At 70.4% G+C, this 14,593-nt stretch carries 13 protein-coding genes; 8 read left to right on the top strand and 5 right to left on the bottom strand.

What is annotated here, in order from left to right; genetic code table 11:
* The first annotated feature begins 116 nt into the window (after positions 1-116).
* The 4 genes from ftsY (at position 117) to rpoH (ending at position 3,814) form a co-directional block, all read left to right on the top strand.
* Entirely contained in the window at positions 117-1,064 is a 948-nt protein-coding gene (gene ftsY / locus CCR79_RS12230) for a signal recognition particle-docking protein FtsY (protein WP_201173251.1), read from the top strand.
* A complete protein-coding gene (ftsE, locus tag CCR79_RS12225) occupies positions 1,061-1,741 on the top strand; it encodes a cell division ATP-binding protein FtsE (RefSeq protein ID WP_201173249.1) in 681 nt (226 codons plus the stop codon). The genes ftsY and ftsE overlap by 4 nt, the downstream gene beginning before the upstream one ends.
* Positions 1,741-2,787: a permease-like cell division protein FtsX gene (ftsX, locus tag CCR79_RS12220; protein ID WP_201173247.1), complete on the top strand. Its 1,047-nt coding sequence runs from the start codon at positions 1,741-1,743 to the stop codon at positions 2,785-2,787. Before ftsE ends, ftsX begins: the two co-directional genes overlap by 1 nt.
* Before the next feature lie 163 nt (positions 2,788-2,950).
* Positions 2,951-3,814 (top strand): RNA polymerase sigma factor RpoH, encoded by an 864-nt coding sequence (gene rpoH / locus CCR79_RS12215; RefSeq protein ID WP_201173245.1) that lies wholly within the window; start codon positions 2,951-2,953, stop codon positions 3,812-3,814.
* A 47-nt stretch (positions 3,815-3,861) separates the two neighbouring features.
* On the opposite strand, the gene radC is transcribed toward rpoH, so the two are convergent.
* Together radC and CCR79_RS12205 are read right to left on the bottom strand one after the other, a co-directional pair.
* On the bottom strand, positions 3,862-4,536 hold the full coding sequence (radC, locus tag CCR79_RS12210) for a RadC family protein (RefSeq protein WP_201173243.1): 675 nt from the start codon (positions 4,534-4,536) through the stop codon (positions 3,862-3,864).
* 76 nt (positions 4,537-4,612) lie between these two features.
* Complete coding sequence (locus CCR79_RS12205) at positions 4,613-5,002, bottom strand: hypothetical protein (protein ID WP_201173241.1); 390 nt, start codon at positions 5,000-5,002, stop codon at positions 4,613-4,615.
* A gap of 130 nt (positions 5,003-5,132) precedes the next feature.
* On the opposite strand from CCR79_RS12205, the gene coaBC reads away from it, so the two are divergent.
* Genes coaBC through argB form a run of 4 tightly spaced genes read left to right on the top strand, consistent with a single transcriptional unit; the run spans position 5,133 to position 9,184 of the window.
* Entirely contained in the window at positions 5,133-6,365 is a 1,233-nt protein-coding gene (coaBC, locus tag CCR79_RS12200) for a bifunctional phosphopantothenoylcysteine decarboxylase/phosphopantothenate--cysteine ligase CoaBC (RefSeq protein ID WP_201173239.1), read from the top strand.
* On the top strand, positions 6,355-6,816 hold the full coding sequence (gene dut / locus CCR79_RS12195; protein WP_201173237.1) for a dUTP diphosphatase: 462 nt from the start codon (positions 6,355-6,357) through the stop codon (positions 6,814-6,816). The genes coaBC and dut overlap by 11 nt, the downstream gene beginning before the upstream one ends.
* 43 nt (positions 6,817-6,859) lie before the next feature.
* Positions 6,860-8,254, top strand: a complete 1,395-nt coding sequence (locus CCR79_RS12190; RefSeq protein WP_201173236.1) for a phosphomannomutase/phosphoglucomutase — start codon at positions 6,860-6,862, stop codon at positions 8,252-8,254.
* A 27-nt stretch (positions 8,255-8,281) separates the two neighbouring features.
* Entirely contained in the window at positions 8,282-9,184 is a 903-nt protein-coding gene (gene argB, locus CCR79_RS12185) for an acetylglutamate kinase (RefSeq protein WP_201173234.1), read from the top strand.
* Here the strand turns inward: argB and CCR79_RS12180 are convergent.
* Genes CCR79_RS12180 through CCR79_RS12170 form a run of 3 tightly spaced genes read right to left on the bottom strand, consistent with a single transcriptional unit; the run spans position 9,181 to position 14,536 of the window.
* Complete coding sequence (locus tag CCR79_RS12180) at positions 9,181-10,341, bottom strand: MFS transporter (protein ID WP_201173232.1); 1,161 nt, start codon at positions 10,339-10,341, stop codon at positions 9,181-9,183. The two genes, argB and CCR79_RS12180, sit on opposite strands and share 4 nt — an antisense overlap.
* A gap of 44 nt (positions 10,342-10,385) precedes the next feature.
* The gene (locus CCR79_RS12175) at positions 10,386-13,424 is read right to left on the bottom strand and encodes an efflux RND transporter permease subunit (protein WP_201173229.1); all 3,039 of its coding nucleotides are present in this window, start codon (positions 13,422-13,424) and stop codon (positions 10,386-10,388) included.
* Positions 13,421-14,536: an efflux RND transporter periplasmic adaptor subunit gene (locus tag CCR79_RS12170; RefSeq protein WP_201173226.1), complete on the bottom strand. Its 1,116-nt coding sequence runs from the start codon at positions 14,534-14,536 to the stop codon at positions 13,421-13,423. The genes CCR79_RS12175 and CCR79_RS12170 overlap by 4 nt, the downstream gene beginning before the upstream one ends.
* Positions 14,537-14,593 lie beyond the last annotated feature (57 nt).

Here is a 14,593-nt window from a genome sequence, read left to right as displayed (position 1 = left end):
GTCGGGTCGCCGCCGGGTTCCGATCCAATGGTAGGATACCCGACAGCACAAGTCGCGGGCGGCCGTTGCCCATCGAACCCCGCGGCATCCCTGAGACCACAATCGTGCCGAAGGCCATGAGCGAAAGCGAGAAGACCGAGAAGCGCCCCGGGTTGATGGGGCGGCTGCGCAACGGGCTGCGGCGCACCCGCAGCGGGCTCACCGAAGGGCTTGCGACGCTGTTCGTCGGCCGCCGTGAACTCGACGACGAACTGCTCGAGGAACTCGAGATGCGGCTGCTCCAGGCCGACGTGGGCATGGAGGCGACGCAGAAGGTGCTCGATGGGCTGGTCGAGCGCCTCGGCGGCTCCGCGGGTGGCTCCGGCGAGACGGTGCTCGAGGCCCTGCGCGGCGAGATCGTCAAGGTGCTTCAGCCGGTGGAGCAGCCGCTGCAGGTCGATCCGGCCAAGCGCCCTTACGTCATCCTCACGGTCGGGGTCAACGGCGCCGGCAAGACCACCACCATCGGCAAGCTGGCGGCCCGCTTCCAGAGCGAGGGGCAGTCGGTGATGGTCGCCGCCGGGGATACCTTCCGGGCTGCTGCGGTGGATCAGCTCCAGCAGTGGGGCGAGCGGGTTGGCTGCCCGGTCATCGCCCAGCCCACCGGCTCGGATCCGGCCTCCGTGGTCTACGACGCCCACCAGGCGGCGCGGGCCCGGGGTGTGGATGTGCTCATCGCCGACACCGCCGGTCGCCTGCACACCCAGGACAACCTGATGGAGGAGCTGCGCAAGATCCGCCGCGTGCTCGGCCGTCAGGACAATGAGGCGCCCCACGAGACCCTGTTGGTCCTCGACGGCGGGAATGGCCAGAACGCCCTGGCCCAGGCCGAGCAGTTCGGCCGGGCGGTGGATGTCACCGGCCTGGCCGTGACCAAGCTGGACGGTACCGCCCGCGGTGGCGTGCTGCTGGCGCTGGCCGAGCGGCTGCAGGTGCCGGTGCGCTATATCGGCGTCGGCGAGAGGGTTGAGGACCTGCGCACCTTCCGCGCGGCCGATTTTGCGGAGGCGCTGACCGCGGAATGATCCACTTCGACCGGGTCAGCAAGCGCTACCCGCGCGCTGGCCAGGACGGCTTGCGCGGCGTCAGCCTGGAGATCGGGCAGGGGGAGCTGGTCTTCATCACCGGTCACTCCGGCGCTGGCAAGAGCACCTTGCTGCGCCTGATCCCCCGCCTGGAGCAGCCCAGCGGAGGACGGGTGGTGGTCGCCGGCGTCGATGTGGGCCAGCTGCCCCGGCGCAGGATCCCGCTGCTGCGCCAGCGGGTCGGGGTCACCTTTCAGGATCACCGTCTGTTGGCCGACCGCAGCGTCTTCGGCAACGTCGCCCTGCCCCTGGAGATCGCGGGCGTGCCCCGCCGCGAGGCGGCGCGCCGGGTCCGGGCGGCCCTGGATAAGGTCGGCCTCCTGCACAAGGAGTCGAGCGCTCCTGAAGCCCTCTCCGGTGGCGAACAGCAGCGGGTGGGCATCGCCCGCGCGGTGGTCAACCGGCCCCCGGTGCTGCTGGCCGACGAGCCCACCGGCAATCTGGACCCGGGACTCTCCGAGGAGATCATGCGGTTGTTTACCTCGTTCGTGAGCATCGGCACCACGGTGCTGATCGCCAGCCACGACCTGGAGCTGGTCGAGCGCCTCGGCCGCCGCACCCTGACCCTGCGCCAGGGCGAGCTGGTCGGTGACCGGCCGGCCCGCGAGGCAGCCTGATGGCGCGTCGTCCAGAGCGCGGGGCGACGCCCCGGCGTCGCCAGAGCCGGGCCGAGGCACGCGCGCAGCGCAAGGCGGTGCGTGCCAGCCGGCGCAGTGACGCCGGTGCCGGCGCACAGCTGCTGGCGGGCCCCTTGCTCTATCTGTTTCGCCATGCTCAGGCGTTGACGGCGGCGCTGCAGCGGACCCAGGGGGCGCCCCTGCACAGCCTGCTGACCAGCGCCGTGGTGGGGATCGCCCTGGCGCTGCCGGCGGCCTTCATGCTCAGTCTGGAAAATGCCGAGCGCGTGGCCGGCGGCTGGGAAGACGGGGCGCCGCAGATCTCGCTTTTCCTGGCCCGCGATGCCGGGCCGGAGACTCTGCGTGAGCAGGCCGAGGCGGCGGCCGAACGCTCGGGCGTGACCGGCGTGGAGCCGGTGACACCGGATGCGGCGCTGGAGGAGTTTCGGGCCGGCACCGACTTCGATGCCGTGCTGGAGTTGCTTGACGAGAACCCGCTACCGCCGGTGCTCGTGGTGACCGCTGACCGCGGCCTCGATCCCGGGGCGGTGGCCGAGCTGGCCGAGTCGCTGGCCGACGACCCGGCCGTGGTGCGCATGCGCCTCGACCAGGAGTGGGTGGAGCGTCTGCACGCCATGATGACCCTGGCCGAGCGGGCGCTCTGGTCGGTCGGGGTGCTGCTGGCGCTGGCGGTGATCCTGGTCATCGGCAACACCATCCGCCTCACCATCGAGAGCCGGCGCCACGAGATCGAGATCATCAAGCTCATCGGCGGGGGGGACGGTTTCGTGCGCCGGCCGTTCCTCTACGAGGGCCTCGGCTACGGAGTGCTCGGCGGGGTGCTGGCCTGGGTGCTCACCGAACTCGGTCGTTGGGCCCTGGCCGGGCCGGCCAGCCGGCTGGCGGCCGCCTACGGCACCGAGTTCACCCTCAGTGGGCTGGGGGTGGCCAACGGCCTGCTCCTGCTGCTCGGCGGCGCCGTCCTCGGCGTACTGGGGGCGTGGACCGCCGTGGCCCGCCACCTGAGCGCCATCGAACCGCGGTGAATCGTCATGGCCCGCTGAATGCTTTATAATATGCGGCATCCGGTCGCGGGGCCGTCCCTTGAAATCCTCCGGTCCCGACCCCAGTTGCCCCAAGAATGGTGCGGGCAGCGAAACCCGGCAAAACAAAAGAGGAGACTCGGTCAGGTTGGAGGAGAAGGCGCGTATGAGCACGGCACTGGTTACGGCGGGTAACGCGAATCTGCCGCTGCCGACGAGCAGCGAAGACGCGTACATCCAGGCGGTGAGCCAGATCCCGGTGCTTGATGCCGACGAGGAGTACGAGCTGGCGCGGCGCTGCCAGTACGAAGGGGATCTCGAAGCAGCGCGGCAGCTGGTGCTCTCGCACCTTCGCTTCGTCGTCCACGTGGCCCGGGGTTACCGGGGCTACGGATTGGCCCTCGGCGACCTGATCCAGGAGGGCAACATTGGCCTGATGAAGGCCGTCAAGCGCTTCGATCCGGACGTCGGTGTCCGCCTGGTCTCCTTCGCGGTCCACTGGATCCGGGCCGAGATCCACGAGTTCATCCTGCGCAACTGGCGCATCGTCAAGGTGGCCACCACCAAGGCGCAGCGCAAGCTGTTCTTCAACCTGCGCGGTGCCAAGAAGCGGCTGGGCTGGATGAACCGCGACGAGGTCAATGCGGTGGCCCGTGATCTCGGCGTGCAGCCGGAGACGGTCCTCGAGATGGAGTCGCGCCTCTCGGGGCAGGACCTCGGCTTCGACCCGCTGGTCTCCGAGGACGAGGAGGAGCAGGTGCGTGCCCCGGTGGCCTACCTGGAGGACCGCCGCTTCGACCCGGCCGAGGTGGTCGAGAGCAGCGACTGGGGGACCCACCAGGACGACACCCTGCATCAGGCGCTGGCGCAGCTCGACGAGCGCAGCCGGCACATCCTGCGTGCCCGCTGGCTGGAGGAGGAGCGCCAGACCCTGCAGGAACTGGCCGACCACTACGGCGTGTCCGCCGAGCGCATCCGTCAGCTCGAAAAGAACGCCATCGGCAAGCTGCGCGGGGCGGTCAGCGCCTGAGCCGTCGAGCTCCGGAGCCTCCCGCCCCGCGGCACCTCGTCCATCCGCTAAAGCACACCCCGCTCGGCGAGGGAGACCGGCTCGCCGTCCCCTACCACGAAGTGATCCAGTAGACGGACGTCCACCAGTCCCAGGGCCTCGCGCAGGCGGTGCGTCAGGGCTTCGTCCGCCGCGCTCGGCTCGGCGACGCCCGAGGGGTGGTTGTGGGCGACGATCACCGCTGCCGCGTTATGGGCCAGGGCGCGTCGCACCAGCTCGCGCGGATAGACGCTGGCGCCGTCGATGGTCCCGCGGAAGAGTTCCTCGTAGCCGATCACCCGGTGGCGGTTGTCCAGGAACAGCCCGCCGAAGACCTCGCTGGGGTGGTCGCGCAGCAGTGCGGTGAGGTAGGTGCGCGTCTGCGCCGGGCTGCTGAGGGTGGGGCCACGCTGTAACGCTTGGCCCAAGTGGCGCCGGGCGATCTCCAAGGCCGCCTGCATCTGCGCGTACTTGGCGTCGCCCAGTCCGGGCCGGGCGGCGAAGGTCTCGCGATCGGCCTCGAGCAGGCCGCGCAGGCCGCTGAACGCAGCGAGCAGCTCGCGGGCCAGCTCCACCGCGGACTGGCCGCGGCGCCCGGTGCGCAGGAAAATGGCGAGCAGCTCCGCATCCGAAAGCGCCTGGGGTCCGCGCTGGATGAGCCGCTCGCGGGGCCGCTCGTCCCGCGGCCACGAACGGATCGACATGACACTGCCCTCCCTGGCGGCGTCGTGTGAACGAATTGTCGGCGGGCGCCGCCGCGGCGCGGCGACGCCCCCGCGGCTATTCCGCTGCCCAGTTGTCGCGTACGCGCTTGAGGCGCCGCGCCTGGTAGCGGTTGATGTTGGCCGTCATCATGAAGATCGCCACGATGAAAAGCACCGGGAAGGCCAGGGCGATGGCCAGCTGGTGGGCGCCGACCAGATGCAGGCCCAGCAGGACCACCATGGCCGCCGCCGGTGCGCCGATCAGGCGCACCATCGCCGCGGACTCCGTGCGCTTGATGTGGGCATCCAGTTCCTCGTAGCTGTCGAAGGCGTTCTCGTCCGTCGCCCCGAACATTCGCCCCAGGGCGCTGCCTTCGGCCTCCTGCCCTTGTGCGGGCGCGGTGCCGACCTCCGGTGAATGGTCGTCGTGTTGGGTCTGCTCAGCGTGCGCGTGCTCTCGACTCATGGTGCCTCCTCGGGTTAATCCCCTGTCCCCACTGGGATGACACTATAGAATGCGGGTCGGGATTCAACCCCGCCCGCTAGCGGTGTAGCGCAGTAGCGCGCTGGCTGCACGGATCTGCGACAATACGCGTATGTCTTTGCCGAGCCGAACCATCCGCATCCTGCTCGTGGTGAGCGGCGGGATCGCCGCTTACAAGGCCGCCGAGTTGGTCCGCGAACTGCGCCGCGGCGGCGCCGAAGTGCGTGTGGCGATGACCGCCGCCGCGCAGCGCTTCATCACGCCGCTGACCTTTCAGGCCCTTTCCGGTCAGCGCGTCCACACGGATCTGCTCGACGCGGAGGCCGAGGCGGCCATGGGCCACATCGAGCTGGCGCGCTGGCCCGATCGCATCGTCGTCGCGCCGGCCACCGCCGATTTCCTGGCGCGACTGGCTCAGGGGCGGGCAGACGACCTGCCGGCGGCGCTGTGCCTGGCCACCCGTGCGCCGATCACCGTGGCTCCGGCCATGAACAACGTCATGTGGGAGGCGGTGCCGACCCGCGAGAACCTGGCGGTGCTGCATCGCCGGGGCGTGGCGTGCATCGGCCCCGAGTACGGCGAGCAGGCCTGCGGTGAGTTCGGCGAGGGGCGCATGTCCGATCCGGCGCGCATCGCCGCGGCGTTGCTCGATGCCGGCGGTGCCCCGGGGGGCGCGTGGGCCGGGCGCACCGTGTTGATCACCGCCGGCCCGACCCGCGAGCCCCTGGATCCGGTGCGCTACCTGACCAACCGCAGCTCCGGGCGGATGGGCTTCGCGCTGGCGGCGGCCGCCCGCGAGGCTGGAGCCCGGGTGATCCTGGTTGCCGGGCCCGCCGCCCTGGCCACGCCGCCGGGCGTGGAGCGTATCGATGTCGAACGCGCCGGGCAGATGTACGACGCTGTGCTCGGCCGGATCGACGAGGCGGACTGCTTCATCGCCGCCGCTGCGGTGAGCGACTACCGGCCCGAGCACGAGGCGCCCGAGAAGATCAAGAAAGGCGGTGACGCGCTGACCCTGGCCCTGGAGCCGACGCCGGATACCCTGCGCGCCGTGGCGGCGCGCAGGCCGCGCCCCTTCGTGGTGGGGTTTGCCGCGGAGACCGAGCGCGTTGCTGAATACGCCCGGCGTAAGCTCAACAACAAGGACCTCGACCTGATCGCCGCCAACCGCGTCGGTCCGGGGCAGGGGTTCGATACCGACCACAACGCCCTGGAAGTCCTCTGGCCCGACGGCGGCGTCGCCCTGGCCGAGCAGCCCAAGACGGCCCTTGCCCGGGAGCTGCTGCAGATCGTGGCCGAGCGCGCCGGGTTCGCGGAGGCAGCGAGGAGTACCCATGCACCGTAAGATCGAAGCACGCATCGTCGACGCACGCCTCGGCAGCGAGATCCCGCTGCCCGATTACGCCACCGACGGTTCGGCGGCCATCGATCTGCGCGCCTGCCTGTCCGAGCCGTTGGTGCTCGAGCCGCGCGGGCGGCAGCTGATCGGCACCGGGCTGGCCGTGAACATCCACGATCCGGGCCTGGTCGGCGTCGTGGCCTCGCGCTCGGGGCTATCGCTCAAGCACGGTCTGCGTGTGGCCCAGGGTATCGGGGTCATCGATTCCGACTACCATGGGGAGATCGGGGTGATCCTTGCCCACGACGGGACCGAGCCGTATACGATCACGCCGGGGGAGCGCATCGCGCAGCTGCTCTTCCAGCCGGTGGTGCAGGTTACGCTGGATTACGTCTCGGGCTTTTCCGCCACCACCGAGCGAGGTGAGGGTGGCTTCGGCCACAGCGGTACGCTATGACGCGGGGGCATCCCCGCAGGATGACGATGACAAGGAGGCGCCCGTGAGCGCAGCGCAGGTACCCGCATCGATCTTTCGTGCCTACGACGTCCGCGGCGTGGTGGGCGAGACCCTGGATGCCGACATCGTCCGCTGGGTGGGGCGGGCAGTGGGCAGCGAGGCGCGCGAACGCGGTGTCCGCCGCTTGGTGGTCGGCCGCGATGGCCGCCACTCCAGCGCCGAGCTGGCCGCGGCGGTGGCGGCCGGCATGAACGACGCCGGCTGCGACGTCATCGACATCGGCCAGGCCCCCACCCCGGTCATGTACTTCGCCACCCACGAGCTGGAGACCGGCTCCGGGGTGATGATCACCGGCAGCCACAACCCGCCGGAATACAACGGCCTGAAGATCATGGTCGCCGGCGACACCCTCTCCGGTGAGGCCATCACGGCGCTCTACCGGCGCATACAGGACGGCTGCCTGGCCGAGGGCGAGGGTTGCGTGGAGACACGCACGGACCTGGTGGAACGCTACCTGGCGCGCATCGCGGGCGACATCCGCCCGGCGCGGCCGCTGCGCCTGGTCCTGGATGCCGGCAACGGGGTGGCCGGGGCGGTGGCGCCGCGCCTCTTCGAGGCCCTCGGCTGCCAGGTCGAGGCGCTCTTCTGCGAGGTCGACGGCGATTTCCCCAACCACCACCCGGACCCGGCGGAGCCGCACAACCTGGAGACGCTCATCGGTCGCGTCCGTGACAGCGGTGCCGATCTCGGGCTGGCCTTCGACGGCGACGGGGATCGCCTCGGCGTCGTCGACTCGGCGGGGAACATCATCTGGCCCGACCGCCAGCTGATGCTCTACGCCCGCGACGTGCTCAGCCGTCGCCCCGGTGAGCCAGTGGTCTTCGACGTTAAATGCAGCATGCACCTCAAGCACGTCATCGAGGCGGCCGGCGGGCGGCCGCAGATGTCGCGCACCGGGCACTCGCTGATCAAGGCCACCCTGCGCGAGAGCGGTGCGCCCCTGGCCGGCGAGATGAGCGGCCACACCTTTTTCGCCGAGCGCTGGTACGGCTTTGACGACGGGCTCTACACCGGTGCCCGGCTGGTGGAGATCGTCGCCGCCGATGGCCGACCCAGTGCCGAGGTCTTCGCCGAGCTGCCTGAGGGGGTGTCCACGCCCGAGCTCAAGGTCCACATCCAGGAGGGCGAGCAGGCCGAGCTCATGGATGCGCTGGTGGCGGAGGGGCGGCAGCGCTTCACCGAGGCCACCATCCACACCATCGACGGTATCCGCGTGGAGTGGCCCGATGGCTGGGGGCTGATCCGCGCCTCCAACACCACGCCGGTGCTGGTGGTGCGCTTCGAGGCCAACGACGCCGACGGCCTGGCCCGTATCCGCGAGGCCTTCGAGGCCCTGCTTGCCAGCGTGCGCCCCGGCCTGGCCATCCCTGCACCCTGACCCAGCAATCCGCACCCTGAATTCAATATGACCGAACACCCCATCGATCCCGATCTCACCGCCCAGGTCCTGGTCGAGGCCCTGCCCTACATCCGCCGCTTCCGCGGGCAGACCATCGTCGTCAAGTTCGGCGGCAATGCCATGGTGGACGAGGCGCTGAAGGTGGCCTTCGCGCGGGATATCGTGCTCATGCGCCTGGTCGGCTTCCGCGTCGTCGTGGTTCACGGTGGCGGCCCGCAGATCGGCAACCTGCTCGATCGCATCGGCAAGGAGACCGAGTTCGTCCAGGGCATGCGGGTCACCGACGCCGAGACCATGGACGTGGTGGAGATGGTCCTCGGTGGCCTGGTGAACAAGGAGATCGTCAATCTGATCAGCGCCCAGGGTGGCCGTGCCGTGGGGCTGACCGGCAAGGACGGTGGCCTGATCCGGGCCCGCAAGCTCGAGGTGGAACAGCCCGGGCCCGAGAACCAGGTCCCCGAGATCATCGATATCGGCCACGTCGGCGAGGTCGATCACATCGACCCGGCGGTGGTGGAGATGCTCGACTCCGGGGAGTTCATCCCGGTGGTCGCGCCCATCGGCGTCGATGAGCGCGGAACGTCCTACAACATCAACGCGGACCTGGTCGCCGGCCGGATCGCCGAGGTCCTCGACGCCGAGAAGCTCCTGCTGCTGACCAATACCCCCGGCGTGCTCGATGGCGCAGGCAATCTGCTCACCGGGTTGAGCCCCGAGCGGGTCGACGGCCTGATCGCCGACGGCACCATCGCCGGCGGCATGCTGCCCAAGATCCGCTGCGCCCTGGACGCCGTGGCCGGCGGCGTGCGCAACGCGCATATCATCGATGGTCGCGTCCCCCACGCGGTGTTGCTCGAACTGTTCACCGACAAGGGCGTGGGCACGCTGATCCGGCGCCAGCCCGACTAGCCCGTTCGCGCGGGGCCCGCGCCGCGGTCGCGCAGCCCCCAGATCCAGTACCCGGCCAGGCCGAGCATGGCGGCCAGGGAGGCCACGTAGGCCTCCCAGCCCAGGCCGTGGTAGAGGTAGCCCGGCAGCCACGAGCCCACCGCGCCGCCGGCGTAGTAGAAGGCGATGTAGAGGCCGTTGACCACGCCGGTCTCGCCCTCCACCTCCTGGTTGAGGTACCCCGGTGCCAGGGCGTGAAGCAGGAACATCCCGGCGCAGAAGACGAACATCCCCGCGAAGATCACCACCAGCCACGGTCCGAGGAACATCGCCAGCGAGGCGGCGAAGATGGCGATGCCCAGCAGCATGGTGTTGACCACGCCGCCGATGCGATCGGCCACGCGCAGGGCGCTGAGTGCCGTGACCACCCCCATGAGGTAGCCCGTGTACATCAGCGCGATGCCCAGATCGCTGAGCCCGGTCTCGAGCTCCACCAGGCGGAAGGGTAGGAAGGTGAGCAGCGATAGGAAGACGAAGAAGGCACAGAAGATGGCGCCGTAGACCCGCAGCGCCCGGGGCTGACGCAGAATCTGGCCGACGGCGCGGCGGTCCAGGCGGCCGAAGCCAGCCTGCGGATCGGCGTCCAGACGCAGCAGCAGGGCGGTGCACAGCAGCTGCGCCACGCCGAAGAGCAGGAAGGCGGCCTCCCAGCTCGCGGCGGTGGTCACCGCGCCGGCGATGGCCCGACCCAGGAAGCCGCCCAGCACCGTGGCCGCCACGTAGCCGGCCATCACCCGCGTGGTCCGCCCCGGGGCGGCGCTGGCGGCCAGGTAGGTCATCAGCGCGGTGAGGATGGCCGGGATCAGCAGGCCCTGAACCAGGCGCAGCCCGAGGAGGATCTCAAAGCTTGGCGCCATGGCCACCGCCAGCTGGGTCACGGCCAGCAGCCCCGAGGCCACCACCAGCATCTGTCGCGACGATACGCGCTGGAGCACGAAGCCGTAGGCGATGGGCGCAATGGCCAACGGCAGCAGCGTGGCGGTGAGCAGCAGCGAGGCCTTCGGCTCGCTCACCGAGAAAGCGGCCTGGAGCGTCGGCAGCAGCGGCTGCGGGGCGTGGATAGCCGAGAAGGCGAGGACCGTGCAGTAGATGGTGATCAGCAGCTGGGCAATGGGCATGGACGGGCTGAGGGTGGCTTTCAGGACGGGAACGGGTGCGCCGGCTAATGCTCGGCGCGGTGGAAGAGGGCGTAGAGCACGGGCACGACCCCGAGGATGAGGATCGTGCCGAAGGCCAGGCCGGACATCACCGCGATGGCCATGGGCGCCCAGAAAGGCCCGGAGAGAGCCAGTGGGATCATCCCCAGAATGGTGGTGGCTGCGGTGAGCAGCACCGGGCGCATGCGCCCGACACCGGCCTCCATGATAGCCGGCTGCACGGCCATGCCATCATCGCGGTGCAGGCGTATCTGCTCGACCAGGACAATGGCGTTGCGGATGAGCATGCCGGCCAGGCTCATGGCGCCGAGCAGGGCGATGAAGCCGAATGGCTGGCGGAAGGCGAGCAGACCGGCGACCACCCCGATCAGCCCCAGCGGCACGGTCAGGGCCACCACGGCGGCATCGCGTAGGCTGTTGAACTGCGCGACCAGCAGCAGGGCCATGACCGCCAGCACCAGCGGAACAAAGGCCAGCACATCGGCCCGTGCCTCCCAAGAGGCCTCGGCCTCGCCGCCCCAGGAGAGCTCCAGGCCAGGGGGCAGGTCCAGCTCGGCGAGTTCCGGGTCGAGGCGGGCCACTAGCCCTTCGGCGGTGGCCCCCTCGGCCAGGTCCGTCTGGACGGTCACCGTCGGCACCCGGTCCTGGCGCCAGATGCTGCGCTCTTCCCAGGCCGGCTCCAGGTTCGCCACCTGGCGCAGCGGGACCGGCTGCTCGGCGTCCCGCGGCCAGATCTCCAGGGTATCGAGCCGCGACAGGTCACCGCGTTCGGCCTCGGGCAAATACCAGTGGATCGGCAGGTGGCGGTCCCCGTCGATGAGCACACCGATGGGGCCGTCGTCGTAGGCCATCTCCAGGGTCTCGGCTACCTCGGCCGAGGAGAGCCCGGCGGCGCGGGCCCGTTCCTGGTCGACCTCGACATCCAGCGACACCGCCTTCTGGCGCCAGTTGTGCCGGGTGCCTTCGGTTTCCGGCTGGGCCGCCAGCCAGTCGCGCAGCTCCTCGGCTACCCGGCGCAGCTCCGCGTGATCACGCGGACCGGCCACGCGCAGCTCCACCGGGTAGCGCACCGGATCGCCCAGCATCATCGGCCGCACCCGCGGCTGTGCGTCGGCGAAGCGGCCCTCGAGCCAGTCGCGCACATCGTCGATCACCGCATCTAGGTCGCTGCCCGGTTCGGTGCCCACCAGCAGCTGGGCGTAGGCCGGGTTGGGCAGCTCCGGGATCATCGGCAGGTAGAAGCGCGGAGCCCCCTCGCCGATGAAGGTGGTCACCCGAGCGACGTCGTCGTGCTCGCGCAGGAAGGCCTCGATGCGCTCGGTGTCGGCGGCCACCGCCTCGATGCGCGTGCCCTCGCTGCGCCAGTGGTCGATGAGGAACTGGTCCCGGTCGGCGGCGGGAAAGAAGATCCGCGGCACCAGGGTGAATGCGGCCACCGCGATGCCCACTACCAGCAGGACGACGATCAGGCTGCTGGCGCGGTAGTGCAGCATCGTACCCAGAGCCCGCCGGTAGGTGCGGTGCCAGACGGTGTCGTGGGGATCCCCTGCCTCGCCCTCGGCCGGTGCGGGCAGGAAGCGGTAAGCCAGCAGCGTGGTGAAGGTCACCGCCAGGATCCAGCTCAGGCCCAGGGCGAAGGCCACCACCCAGAACAGCGAGCTGGTGAACTCGCCCACTGCCGTCGGCGTGAAGCTGATCGGCGAGAAGGCCAGTGCGGCGATGGCCGTGCCGATCAGCAGCGGTACGGCGGTCTCGCTGACCGCCTGTCGCGCCGCCCGGGCGCGCTCGACGCCGCGCTGGATGCGGGTCATGGTCAGCTCGGCGACCACGATGGCGTTGTCGACCAGCATGCCCAGGACCACGATCAGCGCCCCCAGCGAGACGCGGTGCAGGTCGATGCCGGTGACCCACATCACCAGGAAGGTGCCGAGGATGGTCAGTGGTACGCCGGCGCCGACGATCACTCCGGTGCGCCAGCCCAAGGCGATCAGCAGGACGGCCAGGACGATGGCCACGGCAGTGGCCAGGTTGGTGACGAACTCGGTGATCGCCTCGCGGACCGTCTCAGCCTGGTCGTTGACGGTGTGCAGCGCCATGCCCACCGGGCGGTCGTGCTCAAGCTCGGCCAGGCGCTGTTCGATGCGTTCGCCGAGCTCGACCACGTTGGTCCCTGGAGCCGGCGAGACCCCCAGCGCTACGCCCGGTTCGCCGTCATGGCAGAACACGCGCTCGGGAGGATCGGCGAAACCGCGGCGGACATCAGCGATGTCGCGCAGGTAGATGCGCTCGTCGGTCTCCGGGTTACGGATGGACAGCGACCGCACATCCTCGACGCTGTCGAAGGCCCCCGAGACGAACAGCCCAACCCGATCGTCGTCGAGATCGATCGCGCCCGCCGGCGCGACCACGTTCTGCCGTTGCAGGGTCTCGGCGATCTGCCCGGGGTGTAGGTTGAGAGCCGACAGGCGCTCGCGGCTGATCTCGATGAAGATTCGCTCGCCCTGGCGGCCGAAGAGCTCTGCCCGGGCCACGCCGGGGACGCGCAACAGCTCGCGGCGCAACTCATCGGCATAGTCGTCGATCTCGCGTAGGCCGTAGCCCTCGCCGGTGACCGCATAGAGCAGGCCGAAGACGTCGCCGTAGTCGTCGTCGACCACCGGTCCGCGCACCTCGTCCGGCAGCTCGCGGGAAGCCCGCTGGACCTTCTTGTTCAGCTCGTCCCAGATCTGGCGCAGCCGTGCCCCGGAGTAGCGCTCATCCACGTCGACATAGATGACCACCTCGCCGTCGCGGCTGATCGACTCGATCTCTTCGAGTTCCTCGAGCTGCTGGATGTGACGCTCGAGGACCTCGGTGACCTCCGCCTCCACCCGCTGCGCCCGCGCGCCGGGGTATTCGGCCTGGACCAGGGCGGTGTGGATGGTGAAGTCGGGGTCCTCGAGCTGCCCCAGTTGGCCGTAGGCCCAGATGCCGGAGAGCCCGAGCAGCACCGTGGCGAAGACGATCAGCCGGGCATGCGCCAGGCTCCAGCCGCCGATGCTCACGGCGCCTCCGCATCCATCCGCCGGGTGGGCTGACCCTCGGCCAGGTGGTGGACGCCGGCGGTCACCACCTCGTCGCCGGTCTCCAAGCCGTCACCGACCAGAGCGCTGCCCCGATCCAGGGCGAGCAGCTCCACGGCCTGGCGCCGGACCCGGTGGTCCTCGCCGCGCAGCCAGACGTGGGGCTCGCCGTCGTGCTTGTGGACGGCGGTCAGTGGGACTCGGAACCCCTCGCCGGGGCCGAGGTCAGCGCGGAAGACCGCCTCGGCGGTCATCCCGGGCAGCACCCGGTCGTCGGGGTCGGCCAGGGTGACCTGAACCGGGTAGGTCTGGCGCTCGGGGAGCACGTCGACCCCGACGGTGCGGATCCGCCCCGGGAAGACCGCGTCGAGGGCCGGGACGTGCACCTGCACCTGCTGCAGGTGCTCCCGGTAGACCATGAACTCCTCGGGGATGCCGACCTCGACCTCCAGCTGCGAGAGGTCCTCAAGGAGGTAGACCGGCTCCTGGGGCGGCACGGCCTCGTAGGCGTCAAAGCGGCGCTCGGCGACCGCCCCTTCGAACGGGGCCCTCAGCCGGGTGTAGGCGAGCCGGTCGCGGGCGAGGGCCAGGCCGGCCTGCAGCGAGGCGGCTTCGGCGCGGGCCTCGTCACGCTGGCGGGCGGCCTGGTCGTACTCGGACTGGGTGATGGCCTCCTCCTCGACCAGCTGTGCGGCGCGCAGGTACTCGGTGGCCGCGTAGGCCTGCCGGGCGCGGGCCGCCTCGAGCTGTGCCTCCAGCTCCTCGACCTCGCGGGCGTGGTCGGAGTCGTCCAGCTCGGCAAGGCGCTCGCCGGCGGCCACGCGATCACCCACATCGGCGTGGATGGTATCCAGCTCGCCACCTACGCGGAACGACACCCAGGCCCGGTGCTGCGCCTCGACGCGGCCGGTGAAGCGCCGTTCGGCGAGGCGGTCGGGATCCTCCAGGACCAGGGTCTGGACCGGGCGCGGCCGCTCCTCGGGGGGCTGCTCGGTACCCGGATCGCCGCAGCCGGTGACCAGGGCCAGGCCGGTGACCAGCAGGGTCACCGTCCGCAGCAGCGGCGCGGGCGCATGGTGGGGCCGCACGTCCATGGCGTTCCTTGAAGGTGATGGGGGGTTCAGGCACTCCACCTATCGTATCCAGCCGGG

Source organism: Halorhodospira halophila, assembly GCF_016653405.1.
GTDB classification, from domain to species: domain Bacteria; phylum Pseudomonadota; class Gammaproteobacteria; order Nitrococcales; family Halorhodospiraceae; genus Halorhodospira; species Halorhodospira halophila_A.
Note: the sequence above shows the minus strand (reverse complement) of the source record. Positions and strands in the feature narration are given on the sequence as shown.